The 21,656-nt window shown below is 55.2% G+C and carries 23 protein-coding genes; 15 read left to right on the top strand and 8 right to left on the bottom strand.

The features are described from left to right. Position 1 precedes the first annotated feature (1 nt). Positions 2 to 1,981 (bottom strand): hypothetical protein, encoded by a 1,980-nt coding sequence (locus tag B3Z49_RS08025; RefSeq protein WP_296989738.1) that lies wholly within the window; start codon positions 1,979 to 1,981, stop codon positions 2 to 4. 164 nt (positions 1,982 to 2,145) lie between these two features. Here B3Z49_RS08025 and B3Z49_RS08020 point away from each other — a divergent pair, with 164 nt between their 5' ends. Together B3Z49_RS08020 and B3Z49_RS08015 are read left to right on the top strand one after the other, a co-directional pair. After that, positions 2,146 to 3,276 (top strand): LysR family transcriptional regulator, encoded by a 1,131-nt coding sequence (locus B3Z49_RS08020; protein WP_296989737.1) that lies wholly within the window; start codon positions 2,146 to 2,148, stop codon positions 3,274 to 3,276. Positions 3,277 to 3,382: 106 nt separating this feature from the next. After that, on the top strand, positions 3,383 to 4,429 hold the full coding sequence (locus B3Z49_RS08015) for a patatin-like phospholipase family protein (RefSeq protein ID WP_296989734.1): 1,047 nt from the start codon (positions 3,383 to 3,385) through the stop codon (positions 4,427 to 4,429). Positions 4,430 to 4,447: 18 nt separating this feature from the next. Here B3Z49_RS08015 and B3Z49_RS08010 read toward each other — a convergent pair whose 3' ends face one another. Then, positions 4,448 to 5,080 (bottom strand): TetR/AcrR family transcriptional regulator, encoded by a 633-nt coding sequence (locus B3Z49_RS08010; RefSeq protein ID WP_296989730.1) that lies wholly within the window; start codon positions 5,078 to 5,080, stop codon positions 4,448 to 4,450. Then, on the bottom strand, positions 5,037 to 5,261 hold the full coding sequence (locus tag B3Z49_RS08005) for a hypothetical protein (protein ID WP_296989727.1): 225 nt from the start codon (positions 5,259 to 5,261) through the stop codon (positions 5,037 to 5,039). The genes B3Z49_RS08010 and B3Z49_RS08005 overlap by 44 nt, the downstream gene beginning before the upstream one ends. Between B3Z49_RS08005 and B3Z49_RS08000 the strand changes: the two genes are divergently transcribed. Together B3Z49_RS08000 and B3Z49_RS07995 are read left to right on the top strand one after the other, a co-directional pair. After that, complete coding sequence (locus tag B3Z49_RS08000; protein WP_296989725.1) at positions 5,260 to 6,228, top strand: alpha/beta hydrolase family protein; 969 nt, start codon at positions 5,260 to 5,262, stop codon at positions 6,226 to 6,228. The genes B3Z49_RS08005 and B3Z49_RS08000 overlap by 2 nt on opposite strands. A 135-nt stretch (positions 6,229 to 6,363) precedes the next feature. Further along, the gene (locus B3Z49_RS07995; protein WP_296989723.1) at positions 6,364 to 6,918 is read left to right on the top strand and encodes a sugar O-acetyltransferase; all 555 of its coding nucleotides are present in this window, start codon (positions 6,364 to 6,366) and stop codon (positions 6,916 to 6,918) included. Between the two features lie 115 nt (positions 6,919 to 7,033). Here B3Z49_RS07995 and B3Z49_RS07990 read toward each other — a convergent pair whose 3' ends face one another. Together B3Z49_RS07990 and B3Z49_RS07985 are read right to left on the bottom strand one after the other, a co-directional pair. Further along, positions 7,034 to 7,567 (bottom strand): cytochrome b/b6 domain-containing protein, encoded by a 534-nt coding sequence (locus B3Z49_RS07990; RefSeq protein WP_296989721.1) that lies wholly within the window; start codon positions 7,565 to 7,567, stop codon positions 7,034 to 7,036. Positions 7,568 to 7,709: 142 nt separating this feature from the next. Next, on the bottom strand, positions 7,710 to 8,012 hold the full coding sequence (locus B3Z49_RS07985; protein ID WP_296989719.1) for a PepSY domain-containing protein: 303 nt from the start codon (positions 8,010 to 8,012) through the stop codon (positions 7,710 to 7,712). A 162-nt stretch (positions 8,013 to 8,174) separates the two neighbouring features. Here B3Z49_RS07985 and B3Z49_RS07980 point away from each other — a divergent pair, with 162 nt between their 5' ends. From B3Z49_RS07980 to B3Z49_RS07940, 9 genes are all read left to right on the top strand, one after another. Next, positions 8,175 to 8,834 (top strand): response regulator, encoded by a 660-nt coding sequence (locus B3Z49_RS07980; protein ID WP_296989717.1) that lies wholly within the window; start codon positions 8,175 to 8,177, stop codon positions 8,832 to 8,834. After that, entirely contained in the window at positions 8,834 to 10,246 is a 1,413-nt protein-coding gene (locus B3Z49_RS07975; RefSeq protein WP_296989715.1) for an ATP-binding protein, read from the top strand. The genes B3Z49_RS07980 and B3Z49_RS07975 overlap by 1 nt, the downstream gene beginning before the upstream one ends. A gap of 237 nt (positions 10,247 to 10,483) precedes the next feature. Continuing rightward, a complete protein-coding gene (locus tag B3Z49_RS07970) occupies positions 10,484 to 11,530 on the top strand; it encodes a LacI family DNA-binding transcriptional regulator (RefSeq protein WP_296989713.1) in 1,047 nt (348 codons plus the stop codon). Positions 11,531 to 11,541: 11 nt separating this feature from the next. Then, on the top strand, positions 11,542 to 12,552 hold the full coding sequence (locus B3Z49_RS07965; protein ID WP_296989711.1) for an ABC transporter substrate-binding protein: 1,011 nt from the start codon (positions 11,542 to 11,544) through the stop codon (positions 12,550 to 12,552). 7 nt (positions 12,553 to 12,559) lie between these two features. Continuing rightward, positions 12,560 to 13,459, top strand: coding sequence for an ABC transporter permease (locus B3Z49_RS07960; RefSeq protein WP_296989793.1), 900 nt, complete (start codon positions 12,560 to 12,562; stop codon positions 13,457 to 13,459). A gap of 1 nt (position 13,460) precedes the next feature. Beyond that, complete coding sequence (locus B3Z49_RS07955) at positions 13,461 to 14,270, top strand: ABC transporter permease (protein WP_296989708.1); 810 nt, start codon at positions 13,461 to 13,463, stop codon at positions 14,268 to 14,270. Further along, positions 14,270 to 15,364, top strand: a complete 1,095-nt coding sequence (locus B3Z49_RS07950; protein ID WP_296989707.1) for an ABC transporter ATP-binding protein — start codon at positions 14,270 to 14,272, stop codon at positions 15,362 to 15,364. The genes B3Z49_RS07955 and B3Z49_RS07950 overlap by 1 nt, the downstream gene beginning before the upstream one ends. Before the next feature lie 54 nt (positions 15,365 to 15,418). Beyond that, a complete protein-coding gene (locus tag B3Z49_RS07945; protein ID WP_296989704.1) occupies positions 15,419 to 16,249 on the top strand; it encodes a phosphodiesterase in 831 nt (276 codons plus the stop codon). A gap of 137 nt (positions 16,250 to 16,386) precedes the next feature. Next, on the top strand, positions 16,387 to 17,316 hold the full coding sequence (locus tag B3Z49_RS07940) for a toll/interleukin-1 receptor domain-containing protein (RefSeq protein ID WP_296989701.1): 930 nt from the start codon (positions 16,387 to 16,389) through the stop codon (positions 17,314 to 17,316). Positions 17,317 to 17,475: 159 nt separating this feature from the next. Here the strand turns inward: B3Z49_RS07940 and B3Z49_RS07935 are convergent, their stop codons facing one another. Continuing rightward, positions 17,476 to 18,666: an FAD-dependent oxidoreductase gene (locus tag B3Z49_RS07935; RefSeq protein ID WP_296989699.1), complete on the bottom strand. Its 1,191-nt coding sequence runs from the start codon at positions 18,664 to 18,666 to the stop codon at positions 17,476 to 17,478. A gap of 250 nt (positions 18,667 to 18,916) precedes the next feature. On the opposite strand from B3Z49_RS07935, the gene B3Z49_RS07930 reads away from it, so the two are divergent. Beyond that, entirely contained in the window at positions 18,917 to 19,243 is a 327-nt protein-coding gene (locus B3Z49_RS07930; RefSeq protein WP_062957772.1) for a DMT family transporter, read from the top strand. 5 nt (positions 19,244 to 19,248) lie between these two features. On the opposite strand, the gene B3Z49_RS07925 is transcribed toward B3Z49_RS07930, so the two are convergent. Together B3Z49_RS07925 and B3Z49_RS07920 are read right to left on the bottom strand one after the other, a co-directional pair. Continuing rightward, positions 19,249 to 20,166: an NAD-dependent epimerase/dehydratase family protein gene (locus B3Z49_RS07925; RefSeq protein WP_296989691.1), complete on the bottom strand. Its 918-nt coding sequence runs from the start codon at positions 20,164 to 20,166 to the stop codon at positions 19,249 to 19,251. Positions 20,167 to 20,235: 69 nt separating this feature from the next. Further along, a complete protein-coding gene (locus tag B3Z49_RS07920; protein WP_296989689.1) occupies positions 20,236 to 20,859 on the bottom strand; it encodes a LysE family translocator in 624 nt (207 codons plus the stop codon). A gap of 146 nt (positions 20,860 to 21,005) precedes the next feature. On the opposite strand from B3Z49_RS07920, the gene B3Z49_RS07915 reads away from it, so the two are divergent. Continuing rightward, positions 21,006 to 21,656, top strand: a 651-nt coding sequence (locus B3Z49_RS07915) for a LysR family transcriptional regulator (RefSeq protein WP_296989687.1), incomplete at its 3' end; no start/stop codon positions are given.

The raw sequence follows: 21,656 nt of genomic DNA, 5'->3' as shown, positions 1-21,656 counted from the left end.
ATTAGAGACGGAAGCGGTTACGTAAACCGAGGCCGATCAGGAACAGGAGGATGAAGCTCAGAACGCCTTGGCCGATCATGATGGCGTCGACCATGAGACTTGGCTCGTCGCAATAAAGCACTTTCATGGCGTCGTCTCGTAGGCTGCGGGATTGCGGCAAGAAGGGGAGGCTGTTGCTTGCTGAAAGCAAGGCCGAATGCATCCAACCTGCCAAAGTATCAAAGGACTGCAGTGTCGAGTTTTCTAGATAAAGGCTTGTGAATAAGCAAAAGAAGAAAATCAGCCCACTAAACGGTCTCAATATGCTTTGTCCATAATTGCTCAAACCGCTAAAGGCGATATCCAGGATTGATCCAAGCTTAGAGGTTTGAATCCATCTCCTTGCTCTGTGCTCATCAGCAGAAAACCTCAATGCAGCCTGATGATCCTTATTGGCTTCAGCCATTTCTTTTAGACGCCGTAAGCGGGCTGCATCTGATTTGTCTGCTGCGACAGCGAAGAGCTTTTCGAACCATTTTGGAGAACTGGGAATGCGCTGGAGTTGGACGGTCAGCTCGCTGAGGTCTACTTGGTGTGCTGCTTTGGTCGCCCGAAGGTCTGCTATGATGGCTAGTGTACCGGATAAAAAAACTGGCCCATCAAAAGATGCACCTTGTAGGGAACATGACAACAGATTTTTTGAGGAAGCAGGGAATTGAATTATCGCCAACTTTTGAATGGAAAGGCCTTCTGCGTCGAACCTACCAGTTCCCATAGTTTTCGGTTTGAATGCTAATGTCGAAATCTTGGCGTGATCAAAGCACAATATAAATTCATTAAAAATCGCACCAGTAAATGTCACGTATCCTTGAATAAGGCTGCAGTCGAAAAAGCTTACTTCTCCACTGGAAAAGTTTGTCTCTCGGAACTTGAGGTTCGCTGCTCCGAAGTCGGCGCCGGAAAAAATTTTGTCTCCATTGCCAAATTTTGTCTCGGTAAAGTCAATATCACCATCGGTAAATGAAGTTTGGAGAAATTCTACGTTACCAGCGCCAAAAGTTGCTTTCGAAAAGTTCACATTTTTCGCTTTGAACATAGCTCCTGTGAAATCTGTATTTCCATTGCCGAAGTTTGTACTTGAGAAGTTCACATCGCCAGTGCCAAATACTGTTTCTAGAAATTTCGTATCTCCATCGCCGAGTTTTGCATTTGAAAAATCAATATTTCCATTGCCGAAAACCGCTTCTGAAAAATTTAAATCCCCTCTGCCAAAAGTGGTGTCGGCAAAGCTGACGTCACCATCTCCAAATTTTGTGGCAAAGAAATCGACATTGCAATTTCCAAAAGTACAACTCTTAAAAAGAACAGGGCCATCGCCGAGTTTGGAATCAAAAAAACTGACACTAGGTCCTTTGAAAACTGCTTCTGTAAAATCCAAAGTTCCCTGACTGAAAGTCGTACCTAGAAAATTAGTATCTCCGCCAAATATGGTGGAGTTAAAACTTATATTGCCGATGCTGAAATTACAGTTACTAAAGAATAAGTTACTATTGGAGAAAATTGTTTTTTCGAAGTTTATATCTCCATTTCCGAACTCACAGTTTGTGAAGAAAACAATATTCTTTTCGAAATTGGACGAGGAGAAATTTATATCTCCACTTCCAAAATCAACGTTCTTGAATAATGTCACCCCACGTCCAAAAATAGATTTACTTATGTTTATATTTCCATTTCCAAATATGGCATGGCTAAAGTCAATATAGTTATTTCCAAAATGAACGGAGCTGAAATCAACATCTCCTTCGCCAAAGTAGAAATCTGCGAAGGACACTTTTCCTTGGTCGTCATGTTCATTAGAGAAATCGATTCCAACGAAGCTCAATGTCCATTCGGGGTGAGTACGTACCCAGCGGTTCCATTCATCAGGTCCTTGACGCCAAAGCTCAAGCAAGTCTTCGCCCGCTAAAACCTTAAGTTGCTTCTCTGCGTTTCCCTCACTCATCCTAATGAGTATCCCCTAGTTTCTCCGATCTGGAAATATCATACGATAATGCACTTAAAAGTAGAGTTTGGCGATGTTAAAACAGAGTAAACTTTCTCTCGTGCCCCGTAGGTCGTTATGGTTTGATCGGGCAGGGGAATTCACCGAAACGGACGATCAAGATCATGCTGTCATCGCTTAATATCCGTCATATGCGTGTGTTTGTCGCAGTTGCCGATCAGGGGAACTTTACGGCTGCGGCCGGGGTTTTGGGCCTCGGTGTGCCTGCGGTTACCGCGACCATTCGCCAGTTTGAGGATGTGACGGGCGCTGCCCTTTTTGATCGGACGACACGGCAGGTGGCGCTGACCCAGACCGGGGAGCGGTTCTTGCCAATTGCGCGGCGGTTGCTGGCCGATTTTGAAGAGGCGCTTGGCGATCTTGATGCGCTGTCAAAGGGTGTTGGCGGCAAGATTACGATTGCGGCGGCCCCCTCGGTCCTGACGCGTATTTTGCCCGCCGTGATTTCCGAATTTGTTGCGGCCCATCCTGATGCGCGCATTCGTCTTGATGAACGCAATGCCGGTGAAGTGCATGAGGCGGTGGCGAATAATGCCGCCGATTTCGGGATTGCCGGGGAGTGGCAGGCGTTGCCCGATATTGCCTTTCGCCCGCTGTTTTCCGACCGGTTTGGCGTGCTGTGCCGGGCTGATCATGCCTTTGCCCAAAGATCTGTTTTGCGCTGGTCAGATTTGACCGGCGAGAAGCTTGTCGGGTTGGGGCCGGAATCGGGCACCGGGGCGCTGATGGCGCAGCCCGGTGTGACCAGTGACCTTTCGAGCGATACCATGCCGGTCCTGAGCCCTGCTGTGCGTGATGCGGTGGCGGCGGGCATTCCGGCGGCAAAAACGGTTCTGGCGCGGGCGCAAAAGGCGATGCGGGCCGAGGAAAAGGTGCTGCGCTCACTTGATCCGAACGCCAGTAACTCACAGGAAGGCAGCGATATCGCCTTGGGCGCAACTGGCCCGATCCTGCCGCGTCCGATTGTCGAAACATCCAACACCATTACGCTGGCCGCCATGGTGGCCGAGGGGGTGGGGATCACGGTTCTGCCGGAACTGGCGGCAAGGGTTTCGGATATGGCGGCACCGGAAAAGCTGGTATTTGTGCCACTCACCACCCCGGAACGCCATCGCCATATCGGCGTGATTACGCGCAAAAGCAAAAGCCTGTCGCCGATTGCGCGATTGTTCCTTGATCAGGTGATCGCGCTTGCCCCCAAACAGGACCTTCCGGCCAGTTTGACGTGGTATTGAGCCGGGGTCCTTTTCGGCCATTTGATATCATTGCTGGCAGATGGTGCGGTTTGCGACATATCATGACCAGTAAGCCGAACATTATGACCCAGGTGCAGGAGATGGCATGAGCGAGCGTGCGAAGCAATCGACGGCGACCAACCGCAAACAGATCAACCTTGCCCTGCAGGGCGGGGGATCGCACGGGGCGTTTACCTGGGGCGTTCTGGATCGGTTGCTTGAGGATGAAGAGATCGAGCTTGAGGCGATTTCGGGCACGTCGGCCGGGGCGATGAATGCCGCCGTGGTGACGTCGGGCTTTTGCAAGGGCAAATATGACGGGGCGCGTGAGGATCTTGAGCGGTTCTGGTCAGCGGTTTCTGAAGCCGCGCGGTTCAGCCCGCTGCAACGTTCCCCGATTGATGTTTTGTTTGGCAACTGGTCGCTTGGCAATTCGCCGATGTATCAGTGGCTGGATATGAGTGCGAAATTGTTTTCGCCCTATGACCTTAATCCGGCGGGGGATAATCCGCTGGCGGCGCTTTTGGCCGATGTCGTCGATTTTGATTTGCTAAACAAAAGCCCGACCAAGCTTTTTATCACCGCGACCAATGTCGAAACCGGGCAGGCACGGGTGTTTCGCAACCCCGATATCAGCCTTGATGTTTTGCTGGCCTCTGCCTGTTTGCCCAATATTTACAAGACGGTCGAGATTGATGGCGTGCCCTATTGGGACGGGGGATATTCCGGTAATCCCAGCCTTGGCCCCTTGGTGCGGGAATGTTCGGCCAATGACACGGTGCTCGTACAGATCAACCCGGTGAAACGGCCGGGGATCCCGAAAACCTCGCACGAGATATCAAGCCGTTTGAACGAGATTTCGTTTAACAGCAGCTTGGTCAAGGAACTGCGCATGATGTCGGTGATCCGCAAGGACATGCCGCCCCATCAATGCGAGGCCAGCAGTTGGGGCACCATGCGCATGCACCTGATTGCCAGTGACGTGATGCTGGAGCTTGATCACACATCGAAGATGAATGCGGAATGGGATTTCATGACCATGCTGCGCGACAAGGGGCGCGAGGCAGCGGGCGTGTTTCTTGAAAAACATCGCGGCGATATCGGCAAAACCCCGACGCTTGATCTTGAACAGTTTGCGCCGGATTATGTTTAGGACGTTGTCGTCGGCCCGTCAGCCCGATTTGCCGTAGCGCAGGCCATCAATCATCAGATCCAGCATGCGATAGGTATGTTGCATGCCTTCATGATGTTCGGGATCGTCACCCGCGTTGCCGCCTGCTTTGCCCCCAGATGTGCTTCCGGCACTGGCAAGGTTGCCAATGGCGCGCAGCAGATCATAGGCATCGATGTCTGATCGGGCTTCGCCGGCCTTGGCGGCGGCAGAAAGCAGGTTTTGCAGGGCCGGTTCAAAGTTGCTGCGGAAGTAATCGGGCAGGGCATCAAAGGCCGGATCGCCCGAATGAAGTGCTGATGCCAATCCCTTTTTCGTGACGATAAACCGGCAATAGCGCCTGAGCCAGCGCGACAGGGCCTCGCCCGGCGGGTGGTCCTTTGCCAGCGTTTTGGCATCGGCGGCACAGGCGTCAACCTCGCGTTTGAACACGGCAACGACCAGATCGCTTCGTTTGGGAAAACGGCGATAGAGCGTGCCGACCCCAACCCCGGCCGTTTTGGCAATTTCACGCACCGGCGCATCGACGCCCGAGGTGGCAAAAACCGTCTTGGCGGCTTCAAGTACCGCGTCTTCATTGCGGGCGGCGTCAGAACGGATGCGTTTTTTTGTGCCGGTGGTTTCTTCCTGCATCGCTTTGTTTTTCCACAATAAGCCAGCGTGATCGCACGCGGACGGAGTCCGGGTGTTGAAATTCATGCTTGATAAACGGAACATTGTTCCGTATTTGAATCAACAACAGGAACGTCGTTCCGTTTGTTGGTTTATAGGCGAAATCGACGGTTTCGCCAAGCAAAACAAGGATGCTTTTCATGAACAATCTGATCACCGGTGCCCGCCATATTCCGGTTCGGGATGCGGTGCCGACCCTTTCGATCTGTCCGGTAGTTTTGCCGGTTGCTGATCGGCCGCAGCCGATTGAAATGCGGATTACTTTGCCTGCGGTGGGCGATCATTTTCCGATCATCCTGCTTTCGCATGGGCATGGGCCGTCGCTTTATATTCCGTCGATGAATGGCTATGGCCCGCTGGCACAGTTTTACGCCGAGCAGGGCTTTGCCGTGATCCAGCCGACCCACGGCAATTCGAAAGTTGCCGGGTTTGGGCCGGATGCACCGGGGGCACCGTTTTTCTGGCGGTCGCGGGTGGAGGACTTCAAACATATCATTGACCATTTGTCCGACATCGAAGCCGCTCACCCGATCCTTGACGGGCGACTTGACCATGACCGGATTGCGGCGGTCGGGCATTCACTTGGCGGGCAGACGGTGGGAATGTTACTTGGCGCGCGGTTGACCGATAGCGCCGATCCGGATGCGCAGGATGTCAACCTTCTGGAGCCGCGGATCAAGGTCGGTGTGTTGCTGGCAGCCCCCGGCAATGGCGGGGACAGCCTTAGCGAGCATGCGCGTGCGAACTATACCGCGCTTAATCCCGATTTTTCGCATATGACGACACGCACCCTTGTGGTGGCGGGGGATGAAGACGATAACCCGCACCTGACCACACGCGGGGCGGCATGGCATACCGACCCGTTCCATTGCAGCCCGGGTGGTGATTATTTGCTGACGCTTAAGGGCGGCAAGCACGGGCTGGGCGGTATTGCAGGCTACGATGCCAAGGAAGCCGATGATGAAGATCCCGATCGCCTTGCCGTGACCCAGCGGATGAGTGCGGCCTATCTGCACAGCGCATTTGATGAAAGCGACCCGGCATGGGCAAAGGCGTGTGATGCGCTGGTAACCCATGGGGCGGCATTGGCGCATGTGACGGGCAAGTAAATTTCGATGTGCTTTGTGGGCCATGGTGGCCGGTGGCGTCAGCAGTGGGGTGCTGTGCAGATTGCAGTTGCCCGCAATCGGGCGTAACGTGATGACCGTCCTGAACAACGTCCTTGAACAACGTCCTTGAACATCATGGCCCAAAGCGAACTTGAAAAAATGCAGGCCGGTGACTGGTATTCCTGCCTTGATCCGGAACTCACCGTGATGCGTCATCGCGCCCTTGAGGCTTGTCATGAACATAGCGTGCTCTATCCGGCGGAACGCGGCAATATCGGGCCGAAACTGCGCGCGTTGTTCGCAGCCTGCGCGGATGATGTGCGGATCGAGGCGCGGTTTCATTGTGCCTATGGGGTGAATATCCATCTCTCTGAAGACGTGTTTTTAAATGTCGGCTGCGTGATTTTGGATACCGCACCCGTCAAGATCGGGCGGCATTCGATGCTCGGCCCGAATGTGCAGATTTACTGTGCCGACCATCATCGCGATCCGGAGCTTCGCAAGCAGCATCTCGAGATCGCCTGGCCGGTGACGATTGGCGACAATGTCTGGATCGGTGGTGGGGCAATTATTCTGCCGGGGATCAGCATCGGGGATGATGCGATCATCGGTGCCGGTGCGGTAGTGACGCGCGATGTGGCGGCGGGTGCGACGGTTGTTGGGAACCCGGCCAAGCCGACTGTACGCTAAGGACTGTATCCCCAGAAAAAAAGAGGCAACCGGCCAGGGGTGGACGCGGTTGCCTTGAGTTGGGACAAACCTTAATTCAGGATGTCACAGGGAAGCTAAAGGTCGTAAAGTCCGGTCAGGAAATATCATCCGTTGCCGGGTGGCGTTTGCGGCCCGTGATCATGGCGCGGACCAGATTTTCGTGATGGCGGATGCTGGCGAGCAATACGCCGCCAACATGCAGCAGCACCAGGAACAGAAGGCCGTTTGCAAGCGCCTCGTGGGTTTCTTCCACCCATTCCGATCCCCAGAACATGGTGGTGGTGTACATCCAGCCCGTCAGCGCGCAACCGGCCATGGCGAGCATCAGGGCGATGATCATCGCCGCCCCGGCCGGGTTATGGCCGAGATAACGGGGTTCCGTGCCGCGCAGGATATCGCCAAGATATTTAACCGTTGCCGCCGGGCTTTTGATGAATTGGGTAAAGCGGGCATAGCGCGTACCGATCAGGCCCCAGACAAGGCGCAACGCAATCAGGGCACCTGCGGCATATCCCGCCCAGTGATGCAGGCTGTCCCATTCATCGGCCGTGATCCAGGCGATGATGAAACTTGCCGCCAAGCCCCAGTGGAACAGGCGGACAAACGGGTCCCATACTTTGACAGACATGATGCGTGCTCCTGACTGTTGAATGCGGTTTTAGGTGTTTCAGAGAGGCGGCTTTGACCGAGGACACCCGTGCAGGCAGGCACGGGGTCGGGGACAGACTTTCGGTCAAAGCCGCACTCACCCGAGGGAGTCGCGATTAAAATCAGTCGTCTTCCTTGACGAGCTCAAAAGTCGCCGGGTTGAAATAGGCTTCGACCTTTTTGCCATCGGCCTTGACGGCGTAAACTTCATAGCAGCCTTCATCTTCCTTGATCTTGCGGACGTCCCAGCCCTCGGCGGTCAGTTTTTCCTTGAGCACATCCATGCTCTGCCATTCGGATTTCGGCACGTTGCAATAATCGTCACTGGCCTGTGCGACATTCGCACTCAGGCCAAGGGTGGCAGTTGCCAGCAGGGTGGCGGCAAAGGTGCCAAAGGCGGCTTTCTTCAAAACAGTGTTTTTCACGGCTCGGTTCCTTCATAAGATAGGGGATATGTCATGATCGGTGCGCAGTATGGCGTGCTTCCCTGACAGCAACCTGAACCCGATATTTTTCGCCGTTCAGCGCATTGTCAGGAAACGCCCTTAACCAAGGCCGATTGTGCAAAGTTTCGGGATGAGGTTGGGGTGCGTATTCTTCTGGTCGAAGATGAATTGATGCTGGCAGACGCGGTGCGCGATCATTTGCTGGCAAGCGGCGAGGCAGTTGATCACAGCGCAAGTGTGGTCGATGCCGAAATCATGCTGCGCGGGACCAACTATGATGTGTTGCTGCTTGACCTTAACCTGCCCGATGGCAAGGGGCTTGATTTGCTGCGCGATTTGCGTCGCAAGGGATCGGCCACGCCATGCATTATCCTGACCGCACAGGATCAGATTTCGGATCGGATCGAGGGGCTTAATGCCGGGGCGGATGATTATCTGGTCAAGCCGTTTGATCTGAACGAGCTTTCCGCACGCCTGGCCGCCGTATCGCGGCGCTATAGCGGCAATCCCAATCCGTTTGTGGAACTGGAGGGCGGGGTCGAGGTGGATCTTGCCGGGCGGTCGGTTTTGCGCGATGGCGAACAGATTGACCTGACATCGCGCGAATGGGCACTGTTTGATCAGATGGTCAAACGGCCGGGCCAGACACTCTCAAAGCGCCAGCTTGAAGAAGCACTTTATGAATTCGGGGCCGAGATCGAGAGCAACACGGTCGAGGTATATGTCAGCCGCTTGCGCCGCAAGCTTGGCCGCGATGTCATCAAGACCGTGCGCGGTGTCGGCTATCGGGTTGAGGGATAATGAAGATCAGGGCGCAAAACAGTCTTCAGTTCATTCTGACCAAACGCCTGACGGTGATCGTTGCGGTGTTTTGGGTGATCGGGGCACTGTTTGCGGCCTATACGGCGCGCCATGAGATGGAGGAGGGCGCCGATACCGCCCTTATCGAGACGTCACGGCGGACCTCGACCCTTATCATTGATTATCTTGAAAACCATCAGGGCGCGGGTGGGATTGTTGTTTTGCCCGAACCAGGCTTTGACGCTGTTCATGATGATAATGACGACCGCGATCATGACGATCATGATGGTGATTTCGACGATTTCGATGACTTCATGCAGTATCAGCTGCGCGATGCAAAGGGTGACGTGCTGTTGCGGTCGCAAAATGCGCCGGAAACGCCGTTTGATACGCCGCTTGAACCCGGTTTCAGCGATGGTGATGAAGTGCGCGTCTATACCAGTGTGACCGGCAATGGTGATCTGTTCATGCAGGTGGCCGAACCGACCGAACATCGCAATGAAGCGATCATCGAAACCATGGTGTCGCAATTTACGCCGCTGATTTTCCTGATCCCGGTGACGATCCTTGCTGTGGTCTATAGCGTGACCCACGCGCTTGCCCCGGTGCGGCACGTCCGTAACGAGATCGAAACGCGGGGCGAAGGCAACCTGACCCCGATTGCGCAGGATGACCCGATCGAAGAAATCAGCACCATTGTCACGGCGGTCAACCGGTTGATGGCAAAGCTTGAGGCGGCACTCAGTGTCGAGCGCAGCTTCACCGCCAATAGTGCGCATGAATTGCGCACGCCGATTGCCGTGGCGTTGGCGCAAACACAAAGGCTTCTGGCGGAACTGCCGGAAGGTCACGCCGCCCGCAAACGTGCGGTCCAGACGGAAGAGGCGCTTAAACGCCTGTCGCGGTTGTCCGAAAAGCTTTTGCAGCTGGCGCGCGCGGAATCAAGCGGTGGCTTTAGCCCGACAGGCCATAATCAGGATCTTGGACCGACGCTTAATCTGGTGATTGAAGACCTCAAGCGGGCCGGGATGGAAGGGGCGCATATTCGTTTTGATGCTGACAATCTCGCGACATTATCGGCCAATATCGATCTAGATGCCTTTGCGATCTGCATGCGCAACCTGATTGAAAATGCCCTGAAATATGGTGGCGATGAAGAGCCCGTCGATATCCGCGTGATCGAGGGGCACATCGTGCAGGTCGCAAATGGCGGTGCACCCGTTCGCCCCGATGAACTGGATCAACTGACCACGCGGTTCAAACGATCGAGCAACAAGGCTGATGGTTCGGGACTGGGGTTGGCGATTGTCGAGGCGATTGCACGCAATACCAAGGCCGAACTCAAGCTTTATTCCCCGCGCCCTGATCATGCGGACGGCTTCATGGCCGAGCTTCGTTTGCATCAAAGCTAAACGGACAAACAGCCCCCCATAAACCGTCTGACCAGCAATGCAGCCCCGGAAAACCGGGTTGAAGATTTGCGATCATGGCACGGGGTTACCGTTTTATGTTTTGAAATCGAAACGTCATAAATGGCAGTTTTCCGCCATTGTAAACGTTTCAAATGTTCATAAAACGGAAACACAAGTGTTATCGAAGTGACTTCTTCGTTGGGTATGGTTTGGCCCATCGAAGGAGTTTTGTTGCAGATGACACCCAAACCCACCATGCGCACAGTCGCCGCAAAGGCCGGCGTTTCAATCGCAACCGTATCACGGGTGATCAATTGCCCTGATGAGGTTCCGACTGAGACGGTTGAGCGTGTGCGTGCGGCCATGGCGTATCTGAAATATCGGCCAAACATGAATGGCCGACGCCTTAAAATGGCGCAGACGCGGTCTGTCGGGGTGCTGGTGCCAACCATGGCCAACCCGGTTTTTGCAACATCGGTCCAGGGGATCGCACAGGCCGCCCATGAAGATGGCCTGACCGTTCTTTTGACGTCATCGGAATATGATCCCGAACGCGAATTGGGCGCAGTTTCGACATTGCTCAATAACCGGGTGGACGGGTTGATCCTGACACTGGCCAACGCCGATGATAATCGCGTAATTGATCTTTTGATCAGCGAAAACATCCCGTTCGTGTTGCTGTTTAACCAGCCAAGCCGAACCGATGTGGCGTCCATCAGTGTCGATAACGCCAAGTCGGCCTATGACATCACGCAGGCGATGATTGCACAGGGGCATCGCAAGCTTGCGATGGTGGCCGGCCGTTTTGAAAGTTCGGACCGTTCGCGCCAGCGTTATGACGGGTTCTGTCAGGCCATTAACGACGCACACCAAAAGGACGGGGCGGCGATGGCGGCCCCGCGCCTGTGTCAGGTCGGGTTTGGCGAGACCGATCTTGAGGGCATCCTTGAAAGTTTTCTGACCGGGCCGGATGCGGTCACAGGTCTTGTCTGTTCGACTGACATGCTGGCGATTGCCGCAATCAGCGCATGCCGCACCTATGGGCTTTCGGTCCCGGGGGATGTGTCAGTTGGGGGCATTGACGGAATTGCGGTGGGTGGGCTGATCACACCGAAACTGTGTTCGGCCGTTCAACCCACCCAGAAGATGGGCCAGCAGGCGCTTGCATTCCTGCTGGGCCTGATACGGGGGCAGACAGAACCGCAAAGTTTGCTTTTGCCCCATCAACTTAGCACGGGTGAGTCGATCGGACCCGCCCGGCATCAGTCATCACCCCGATTATAGGGAGATCAAAAGTGCGTTTCAAACAACTTGTCATGGGTGTGAGCCTTGCGGTTGCCGCCACGGCGGCCCAGCCTGCCTTCGCTGATGAAGCAGCGATTTGCTATAACTGCCCGCCGGAATGGGCTGACTGGGGCGGACAGCTCAAGAATATTTCGAAAGATCTGGGCATTGATGTCCCGCAGGATAACAAAAACTCGGGCCAGACCCTGTCGCAGCTTTTGGCGGAAAAAGAAAACCCGGTCGCCGATGTCGCCTATTACGGTGTGTCGTTTGGCATCAAGGCCAATGAAGCCGGTGTTGTTCAGAACTACAAACCGACCAATTTCGATGCGATCCCGGATGGTCTGAAAGACCCGAACGGCGCGTGGTTTGCCATCCATTCCGGCGCGATTGGCCTGTTTGTCAATGTTGACGCCCTTGACGGTGCGCCGGTCCCGCAAAGCTGGAATGACCTTTTGAAGCCGGAATATGCGGGCATGGTCGGGTATCTTGACCCATCAAGCGCCTTTGTCGGCTATGCCGGTGCGGTTGCGATCAACCGTGCCATGGGTGGGTCACTTGATGACTTCACGCCGGGTATCGAGTTCTTCAAGAAGCTGAAGGAAAACGATCCGATCGTGCCGAAACAGACCGCCTATGCGCGTGTTCTGTCGGGCGAAATTCCGATCCTGCTTGATTATGATTTCAATGCCTATCGTGCGAAATACAAGGAAAGCGCGAATGTTGAATTCGTCATCCCGTCCGAGGGTACGGTTACGGTGCCGTATGTCATGAGTCTGGTTGCCAACAACCCGCATGGCGAGAACGGCAAAAAGGTTCTGGATTATGTGATGTCGGACAAAGGTCAGTCCCATTGGGCAAATGCCTTCCTGCGTCCGGTGATCCCGAGTGCAATGTCGCCAGAAGCGGCATCCAAGTTCCTGCCGGAAGCTGACTATGCCCGTTCCCAGCCGGTTGATTACGCCAAGATGGCAACCGTACAGACCGGGTTCTCTGACCGTTATCTGGCCGAGGTACGTTAAGGTGTCGATGGACCTTGATTTGAAGGAGGGGCGTTCGCGCCCTTCCTTGCTGTCATCCTTTTTAACCCCGCGCGCAGCGGCTGCAAGCCCGGCAATCCTGACGGTCTTGCTAATCCCGGGGCTTGTGATTGTTGCGGCCTTCTTTTTGATCCCGCTTGCGCGTGTTGCGGTCGAAGTCGGCAACGGGCCGGAGGGCTGGGGGACGTATCTTCTGATCCTGACCAATGCGCGCTATCTGGAAAGTCTGATCCAGACGCTTGCGATGTCGGCAGGCGTTACGATGATGGCGTTGGTCCTGTGTGCGGTTGTCGGGCTGTTTTTGGTGCGCAACAGATTTGCCGGGCGCAGCATTTTGATCGGGACATTGACCTTGCCGCTGTCCTTTCCGGGCACGGTGGTTGGCTTCATGGTGATCATGCTGGCCGGACGCCAAGGTGTGATTGGCGGGCTGACGGATGCGGCCTTTGGGTCCAAACTGGTCTTTGCCTATGATATTGCCGGGCTTTTTATCGGCTATCTGTATTTTTCTATCCCGCGCGTGATCTTGGCGGTGATGGCATCTGCCGAGAAGCTTGACCTGCAGCTTGAAGAAGCGGCGCGGTCGCTTGGTGCATCGCGGTTTCGTGTGATTTGCGACGTGATTTTACCAGGTCTCATGCCCGGCCTGATTTCATCAGGGGCCATTTGTTTTGCAACGGCGATGGGCGCGTTTGGCACGGCCTTTACGCTGGCGACCGATATCGATGTGTTGCCGATGGTGATCTATACCGAGTTTACGCGGAACGCCAATATCCCGGTGGCCGCGGCGCTCAGCATTGTTTTGGGCCTGATCACCTGGGCGTGTCTGGCTGCGGTGCGCAGCTTTACCGGTGAGGGCAAAAGCCTGCCGGTGCGTGGAGGGGCATGATATGCGACGCACAGGTGTCTTTTACGCGCAGCTTGGCCTGACCATTTTGCTGTGCCTTTTTATCGTCGTGCCGATCGTGATGTCGGCCCTTGCCGGGGTGACGGTCAATGTGTTTCAGGGATTGTCTTCGGGCCTGACGCTGCGCTGGATATTCGAGGTCTGGGACCTTTATGCATCAAGCATCTTTTTGTCATTGTGGCTGGCGATTGCCTGCCTGTTCGTGACGCTGATTGCCGGTGTGCCGTTGGCATATGTTCTGGTGCGCAAGCCCGGCCGGGCCACCCGGCTGTTTGAAGAATTGCTGACACTGCCGGTGGCGATCCCGGGGTTGGCCTTGGCGCTCGCACTTTTGATCACCTATGGCGGGGTCAGTGGATATCGATCCAGTTGGCTTTTCATCCTGACCGGGCATGTGTTGTTTACCCTGCCATTCATGGTGCGATCTGTCGCGGCCGTGATGTCGGCGATGGATATGAAAACCCTTGAAGAAGGGGCGGCAAGCCTGGGTGCCGGGTTCTGGCGGCGGTTCTTTACCGTGATCGTGCCCAATGCCAAGCCCGGCATTCTGGCCGGTGCGTTGATGGTGGTGACACTGTCGGTCGGCGAGTTCAACCTGACCTGGATGTTGCATACGCCGCTGACCAAAACGCTGCCGGTCGGGCTTGCGGATGCCTATGCCTCCATGCGCCTTGAGATCGGCAGTGCCTACACCCTGATTTTCTTTGTACTGATCATGCCGTTGCTGATTGCCATGCAAATACTGGCAAACCGGGGCAGCAAGCCCGCACGCGCGACGGCGGAGGATAAATAATGACCACTTCCCAAAAACAGGCAGGGCAGGCGCAAGACGCCGGTACTGCGATTGCGCTGACAAACTGTGCCAAGACTTTTGCCGATGGCACGCGCGCGCTGATGCCCTTTGATCTGTCGATCACGGCGGGCGAGACGCTGGTTTTGCTTGGTCCGTCAGGCTGCGGCAAAACCACGATCCTGCGCATGATTGCCGGGCTGGAGTTCCCCGATGCGGGTGGTGCAATTCATTTCGGCGACGACGATGTGACCCGACAGTCGATTGAGCAGCGTCGGGTAGGCATGGTGTTTCAATCCTATGCGCTGTTTCCCAACATGACAGTTGCGGAAAACGTGGCCTATGGCCTTAAGGTGCAAAAGGTTGGCAAGGCCGAACGCGATCAGCGCGTGCGTGAGATGCTTGAAATGATGCATATCGACATGCTGGCCAATCGCCGGGTCGATCAGCTTTCCGGTGGGCAGCGCCAGCGTGTGGCCCTTGCGCGCGCCATCGCACCGCGCCCGCGTGTTTTGCTGCTCGACGAGCCGTTGACCGCGCTTGATGCCAAACTCCGCGTGCGGTTGCGGACCGAAATCAACGCACTTTTGCGCAAGCTTGGCATCTCAGCGATTTACGTCACCCATGATCAGGAAGAAGCCATGGCACTGGGCGACCGGATTGTCGTGATGCAAAAGGGTGAAATCGCGCAGATTGGCACACCACAGGAAATCTATCGTGCGCCGAAAACCCCGTTTGTGGCCGACTTCGTCGGAGCGAGTAATTGCCTGAAAGTTGATATCGAAAACGGGCGGGCGTTCTTGGGCCGTGTTGATGTTGATGTGTCGCGCGCATGGAATGCCAACCCCGCCACAGATGGCCTGTCGGAGATCTATTTCCGGGCAGATGGGCTTATGCTGTGTGCGCCCGATGATGCGCATTTCACCGCGAGGGTAGAGGCTGTTTCCTATTTGGGGGAACGGCTGCGCGTGACGGTTTCGGGTATCGGCGAAGATGCGGTTTTGGTCGATACCGACCCGGATACAAACATGACCCCGGGCGAGACGGTGCATTGCCGGTTGGTGCCAGAACGCCTCACCGTGTTTGCCGCACGCTGACACTTGCCAATTCAACAAGAATAACAATTTCAAGATACGAGAGACTTTAAAAGCATGCTTATTGCGCAATTGACCGATTTGCATATCGGTGCCGGGCGGCGTCTGGCCTATCGCAAGGTGGATACGGCAACGGCCCTTGAACGGGCGGTAGCACGGGTGAATGCCATGGTGCCGCGCCCGGATATGGTTGTGTTTACCGGTGATATTGGTGATTTGGGAACACCCGAAGAATACGCGCTGGTGAAAGACATCCTGCGCGACCTTGACGTGCCGTTTTACATGATCCCGGGCAACCATGATCAGCGGGCGCCTCTGCGCGCAGCCTTTCCCGATGCCATGCCCATCGAAGACGGGGGTGAGTTCATCAATTATGTGATTGATGCCGGACCGGTCAGGCTGATCGCGCTTGATAGCCTTGATGAAGGCCAGTCAGAGGGTAAATTGTGTTCAGCACGACTGGATTGGTTGGAGCGCACGCTGCATGACGGTGATGACCGGCCTTGTGTCTTGTTTGTCCATCACCCGCCGGTCGCGGTCGGGATCAAGCATATGGATGATCAGCGGCTTTTGAGCGGGGCAGAGACATTTGCCCAGATCGTGCTGGCGCATAAAGACCGCATTCAGGCGATCATGTGTGGCCATCTGCACCGTCCGATCCATACACGGTGGGCAGGCGTGCCGTTGATTGTTGCGCCATCCATTGCCCATCAGGTCGCGCTGGATTTGCGCGATGATGGGCCGTCGGCCTTTGTCATGGAACCGCCAGCGATGCATTTACATCGCTGGGATGAGAAGCAGCAATGCCTTCTGACCCATCTGGCCTATGTCGACCAATATGACGGACCACATCCGTTCTTTGACGAGAATGGGAAGCTGATCGTTTAAGCGGATCAGGGAAAAGTAGGAACACAAGCCAAGGATAAACCTGATGTTTCCACGAGTTCCCTGCTCTGACGGATAGTGTGAAACACACCCCAATTAGTACATACTCATTTAAAAGTTGTGGCGCGATTGAGGTGTTTATGAAGATCTTCATTTCCTATTCCCACCGAGACGAAGGTGTTGTCGACCGTTTGATCACCCATATGGCTGCGCTGAAGCGAGAAGGTGTGGTGCAGGAGTGGTATGATCGGAAGATCACAGCAGGCAGTATTCTCGATGAGGCTATTATCGATGAATTGGAGGAAAGTGATTTAGTTCTTCTGATCGTTAGCCCTGATTTCATAGCATCGGACTACTGCTATGAGCGGGAGCTGGCAAGAGCTAGGGAAAAAGCGAAAAGCGGAGAGCTTTTGATCGTTCCTGTGATAGCGGAGCCATGCGACTGGCTTGGTTTGCTCGGGGATTTGAAAGCTATTCCAAAAGATGGCAAGCCGATTAGTGAGTGGATGAGCCAGAACACGGCACTGTTAGATGTTGTCCAAGAACTACGTCGTATCGTTGAAGCTGTTCCGCGGAGCAAAAACCGAGCTGTCGAACAACATAAAACCCCAATTCAAGGTCCGCAAAAATACAAAGTTAAAAGACAGTTCGACGAAATAGATAAAGCTGAATTTATAGAGAATTCGTTTGCAGAAATTAGATCATATTTTGAAGGTGCGTCGGCTGAGATTGAAGCTCTGGACGGGATCAAGGCTCGGTTTACCTCGGTAAGCGATAGCGAGTTTGCGTGCCGTATTGTGAATCAGAATATTGCAAATGGACGTGCATTTATTTCTGTCCGCTGTCGATCTGGGGGCGGCCATTTTTTTGGCGATATCGACTTTTCCAACTCCGAAAATGCGTCAGGTAATTCGAGCAATGGAGGCTTCAGCGTGCAAGCTGATGACTACTCTTTAGCTTGGGTTGGACGCATGAGCTTTTCAGCGTCAGAACGAACGATGTCGACCAAAGAGGTAGCTGAGGTTCTGTGGAAGGATTTTGTTGCTCAAGCGGGGATACATCATGACTGAGGTTGTTCGTTTTAGATGTAATAACTGTGGTCACCGCTTTGAAGAGCAGGTGCTTTCTGAAGAAGAGGTGGAAGAGGCAAAGCGCAGACGAGAGCCAACGTCGTCTGTTCACTGCCCAAAGTGCCACCGGACAGATGTAAGACACGGGTGGGATTAGAGTTATTTTCCAACCCCGACCTTGATGGCGAGTTTGCGAAGCGGACCGATGCGGTTAATCGCGGTGAGGCCGGCATAGCGCAGGTCGCGCAGTGTTTTGGGTTCGAACATCGACGCACGGTTGAGCAGATCAATGCCGCCGACCCGCATGACGGTTTTGGGCAACTGGCGACGTTCGTAGGATTTCAGAAGCGGGGTTGCCCCGATGTCCTCGCCGTGCAGTTTGGCCTTGGCCATCAGTTCGGCCAGGGTTTCGATGTCATGCAGGCTCATATTTAACCCTTGCGCGCCAATTGGCGGCACGACATGGGCGGATTCCGCGATCAATGCAAGGCGGGCGGCAATCAGGCGCGAGGGCACTTGCGAGATCATTGGCCAGACGGCGCGCGGGCTTGCGACGGTCAGCAGGCCAAACAGGTTCATGGTGTCGTGGGTGATCTCGGCTGACAGGGCCTCGTCACTCATGGCATTCAGTTCATCGGCGCGGGCTGCCGGGACCATCCAGACGACCGACGAGCAGGGCTTGCCATCAAAGTCGGGCATGGGGACCAGGGTCAGCGGACCGCCGGTGCGGTGAATTTCGGTCGAAATGTTGTCATGCGGTTTGTTGTGGGTGACGACAAACACCAGCGCACTTTGATCATAGGCCCAGCGTTTGTGTTTGATCCCGGCCATGTCGCGCAGCGATGAGTTCCGGCCATCAGCGGCAATGACGACTTTGGCGCGTACGGTCTGGCCATCCGAAAGCGTTACTTCGCCAAAGCGCGAGGTGCCTTTGAACGCGGTCACGGTGGTGGAAAAGCGGAAATCGACATTGTCCAGTTCGGCCAGGCGCGCCATCAGGGCGACACGGGCGGCCTTGTTTGAGACATTCCAGCCAAAGAAGCCGTTTTTGGTTTCAGCACCATCAAAGTCGGCGGTTTCGCGCGGGGTGCGTTCGGTGCCACCGGCATCAACAATCCGCATGACGCGCAGTTCCGCCCCGGTCGGTTTGATAGCTTCCCAGACGCCAGCTTTTCTAAGCGTCTCGATGCCCGGCTCAAGGAAGGCGGTGGTGCGCAAATCCGTACCTTCGCCGATGTCAGAGGGGGCCGGGTCGACAATCACGATCTGATGGCCATCGGCGGCAAAACGCGCTGCGGCACTCATTCCGGCGATCCCGCCGCCTGCAATCAGAATATCGGTTTCGATCATGACTGTTTATCCCATTCTCTGGCCGGATATTGCGCGCACATCTGTGCGACCGTGACCGGCAAATCGTTGCGGGCAATGTGCCCTGTTGGGTCACTATACGCAACGATTTTGCCATCCGTTTTGATCCAGATTACGGCAAGGCGACTTTGGTGGGGGGCGATAAGGCGGGCGCGGGGATTGCCCCATAAGGAAAATTGGGCCATTTTGGGAGTGCCTTCCGCCACCACCCCTGACAACAAGGATTCCGCACATGCTCGCCTGGGTATATCTGTTTATTGCGATCAGTCTTGAAGTGATCGGGACGATATCGCTTAAATTCTCGGATGGATTTACCGATTGGCGTTTTACGGTATTAAGCCTTGGCGTATATGGGCTGAGCTTCTGGTTTTTGTCGATGACGCTGCGCATCATTCCGGTCGGAACCGCCTATGCGGTGTGGGCCGGGCTTGGCACGGCATCGGTCGCACTGATTGGCTGGTTGTTCCTGAAGGAACCGATGACCGCAGTTAAGGCGGTATTGTTGCTGATGATCATTGGCGGGGTGGTCGGGCTCAAGACCATCAGCACGGAAAGTTAATATCGTTAACTTTTGGCAGTCATTGCAGCAGCACACGCCCTGATGTCCTGTTCGATATCAAGGTGTTTCGGGGCCCAGCCCAGTTCACGCATGGCCTTCGTACTGCTGAGATGTTGATGGTGGCCAAGCCCCTCTGCCCAATTCCCAAGACGGGTCGTCGCGGTTTGTTTGCTGATGGTTTCAAACTGGCAGTCATCAATGGCGAAGTGGCTCGCGATCAGCTTGGCAATGGCGTCATTTGAAACACCGTTGATCGCAACCCCGATATAGCTGGAACCAGGTTTGGCATTGGTCAGTGCACGGTAATAAAGATCGGCCAGATCATCGGTGTGGACCATCGGTTGATCAATATGGTCGCCGCCGACAATGGTAATCACCTTATTGCTTTGGGCGGATGTGATGGCGCGTTCAAACAGGCCGGTATGCCCAAGGCGGCCGGTAGCATAGACACATCCCGGATGAATGATGATGCCATGCAGTTTTTCATCGCCAAGAATGCGGTTTAGCCCGGCAATCATCCAGTCAAATTCCGGCAAAGAGGCAAAGGGCAGTGTTTCGTCACCGATCTGTCCCGGTTTGGTTTGCGGGTAGCTCCAAACGCCACCGGTATAGAGGAAACGCACTATGCCTGGCATGCGATGAAGGGCCGGGATCAAGTGATCGAGCAGATTGGCATCGATGCGCGGCATCTGATCGGAAAAATCACAGGCCGTGTGAATGACAGCATCAACATCGGGCAGGTCGCTGACCCAGGCGGTCGGGTTGGTGATATCGCCCCGGATTGGCGTTGCGCCGAGGTCGGCCAGCATTTTGTGGCTGGCGTGTGATCGGGCAAGTGCCAGGACATCGTGTTGATGATGGATCAGTTTTTCAACGATGGCCGATCCGATCAGGCCGGTACCGCCAGTGACAAAGATGCGCATTCTATTTCCCGATATGGAAGTGATGCGATCCTTGTCCGACCTCAACCGGGGTTGAGGTCAAGAACGTTTTTATAGCCACATCGGAATGATGGAGGCGATCAAGAGCACACCCAGCGTCACATTGACCGTGCGCCACTGCCAATCCGATGTCAGTAACAGCGACAGGCTTAGGCCCAATGCGCACCAAAGCGCCATCGACAAAAAACCGGAAAAGGCAAAGGCACTGCCCAGAATAATCGCCAGTTCGGTCGGGTCCTGTGCGATGGCAGAAAAGGATGCCGCCGCGCCGATGGTCACAGCCCAGCCCTTGGGGTTCAGCCACAGCAGGCCAAAGGCGCCGAGAAACGGGATGGGTTTGCTGTCTGTCGGGGTGTCCTGATCAAGGTTGCGCGCAATCGTCGAGGTTGGTGGTGGCGGGGCCATGGCGATCTTGACGGCCAGCCACACCAGATAGCTGGTGCCAATCAGTTTGGTGATGAGCTCAATCGCCGGAAAGGCGCGCAGCAAATTTGCCAGCCCAAGCGCGCCGGCGGCTGCCAGTGTCAGCATGCCGATTGAAATGCCCATGATGAACGGCACGGAACGGCGAAAGCCGAACTGCGCACCCGATGCGGTGGCAAGCGTCGTGGCCCCGCCGGGCGACAGGGCCGCAGCCAGGGTAAAGGATAAAACGGGCAGCAGTGTTTCGATCATTCTATCGTCCTGTGGTGGCGCGTTGCCCGGGCGGCAGGGGACATCAGAAAACAATTCTTTGCATCAGAAAAGCGAATGTTCATTATGGACGGCATTACGTTTGTTAATGCTGTTGATCATGTTGTGGCCGGATCGGTGGGGATATCATGCGAAACCTTGATGTGGCTGTGTTGCGCGCCTTTGTGACCGTGGCGGAAACCGGCAGCATGACCGGTGCGGCAGAGGTGCTTAACCTGACGCAAGGGGCGGTCAGCCAGCAGATCAAGCGGCTTGAAACCGCATTCGGCTGCGGCTTGTTTGAACGCGCGCGCAAGGGATTGCGCCTGACCCAAAATGGGGAGCAATTGCTGCGCAAGGCGCAAAGGATGCTTTTGCTCAATGACGAGATATGGCAGGAAATGACCGGGGCGGGGCATGTCGGCAAGCTTACCGTTGGTATCCCTTATGATCTTGTCGGTACGTTTATGCGCACGCCGCTTCGCAAATTTTGCGACCACTATCCGGGGATCGAGCTTTCGCTGCGGTGTCACAGCTCCCAGGAATTGAGGAGCATGGTCAATAGTGGCGAGATTGATATTGCCCTGGTTGAGGAGCCGGTCGGGCAGATGACGGGTGATTTCCTTAAAATTGCACCGCTGGTGTGGGTCGGGGCAAAATCGGGCAAGGCCCAGACAAAACGCCCGCTGCCGGTGTCGCTGGTTAGTCGTGAATGTGCGTTTCGACCAGCGGTGATTGATGCGCTTGATCAGGCGGGGATTGCCTGGCGCAGCGTATTTGAAAGCGGCAATATCGAAGCA

Origin of the sequence: Thalassospira sp. UBA1131 (genome assembly GCF_002311515.1) — a bacterium.
GTDB lineage: Bacteria > Pseudomonadota > Alphaproteobacteria > Rhodospirillales > Thalassospiraceae > Thalassospira.
The sequence above is the reverse complement of the archived record's forward strand: the minus strand, read 5'-3'. Positions and strand labels throughout refer to the sequence as shown.

Coding starts and splice junctions, on each gene's coding strand:
- B3Z49_RS08020 (WP_296989737.1), top strand. CDS start 2,146: ATGCTGTCATCGCTTAATATCCGTCATATGCGTGTGTTTGTCGCAGTT.
- B3Z49_RS07960 (WP_296989793.1), top strand. CDS start 12,560: ATGGACCTTGATTTGAAGGAGGGGCGTTCGCGCCCTTCCTTGCTGTCA.
- B3Z49_RS07935 (WP_296989699.1), bottom strand. CDS start 18,666: ATGATCGAAACCGATATTCTGATTGCAGGCGGCGGGATCGCCGGAATG.
- B3Z49_RS07920 (WP_296989689.1), bottom strand. CDS start 20,859: ATGATCGAAACACTGCTGCCCGTTTTATCCTTTACCCTGGCTGCGGCC.
- B3Z49_RS07940 (WP_296989701.1), top strand. CDS start 16,387: ATGAAGATCTTCATTTCCTATTCCCACCGAGACGAAGGTGTTGTCGAC.
- B3Z49_RS08015 (WP_296989734.1), top strand. CDS start 3,383: ATGAGCGAGCGTGCGAAGCAATCGACGGCGACCAACCGCAAACAGATC.
- B3Z49_RS07975 (WP_296989715.1), top strand. CDS start 8,834: ATGAAGATCAGGGCGCAAAACAGTCTTCAGTTCATTCTGACCAAACGC.
- B3Z49_RS08000 (WP_296989725.1), top strand. CDS start 5,260: ATGAACAATCTGATCACCGGTGCCCGCCATATTCCGGTTCGGGATGCG.
- B3Z49_RS08005 (WP_296989727.1), bottom strand. CDS start 5,261: ATGAAAAGCATCCTTGTTTTGCTTGGCGAAACCGTCGATTTCGCCTAT.
- B3Z49_RS07950 (WP_296989707.1), top strand. CDS start 14,270: ATGACCACTTCCCAAAAACAGGCAGGGCAGGCGCAAGACGCCGGTACT.
- B3Z49_RS08025 (WP_296989738.1), bottom strand. CDS start 1,981: ATGAGTGAGGGAAACGCAGAGAAGCAACTTAAGGTTTTAGCGGGCGAA.
- B3Z49_RS08010 (WP_296989730.1), bottom strand. CDS start 5,080: ATGCAGGAAGAAACCACCGGCACAAAAAAACGCATCCGTTCTGACGCC.
- B3Z49_RS07995 (WP_296989723.1), top strand. CDS start 6,364: ATGGCCCAAAGCGAACTTGAAAAAATGCAGGCCGGTGACTGGTATTCC.
- B3Z49_RS07955 (WP_296989708.1), top strand. CDS start 13,461: ATGCGACGCACAGGTGTCTTTTACGCGCAGCTTGGCCTGACCATTTTG.
- B3Z49_RS07945 (WP_296989704.1), top strand. CDS start 15,419: ATGCTTATTGCGCAATTGACCGATTTGCATATCGGTGCCGGGCGGCGT.
- B3Z49_RS07930 (WP_062957772.1), top strand. CDS start 18,917: ATGCTCGCCTGGGTATATCTGTTTATTGCGATCAGTCTTGAAGTGATC.
- B3Z49_RS07990 (WP_296989721.1), bottom strand. CDS start 7,567: ATGTCTGTCAAAGTATGGGACCCGTTTGTCCGCCTGTTCCACTGGGGC.
- B3Z49_RS07925 (WP_296989691.1), bottom strand. CDS start 20,166: ATGCGCATCTTTGTCACTGGCGGTACCGGCCTGATCGGATCGGCCATC.
- B3Z49_RS07970 (WP_296989713.1), top strand. CDS start 10,484: ATGACACCCAAACCCACCATGCGCACAGTCGCCGCAAAGGCCGGCGTT.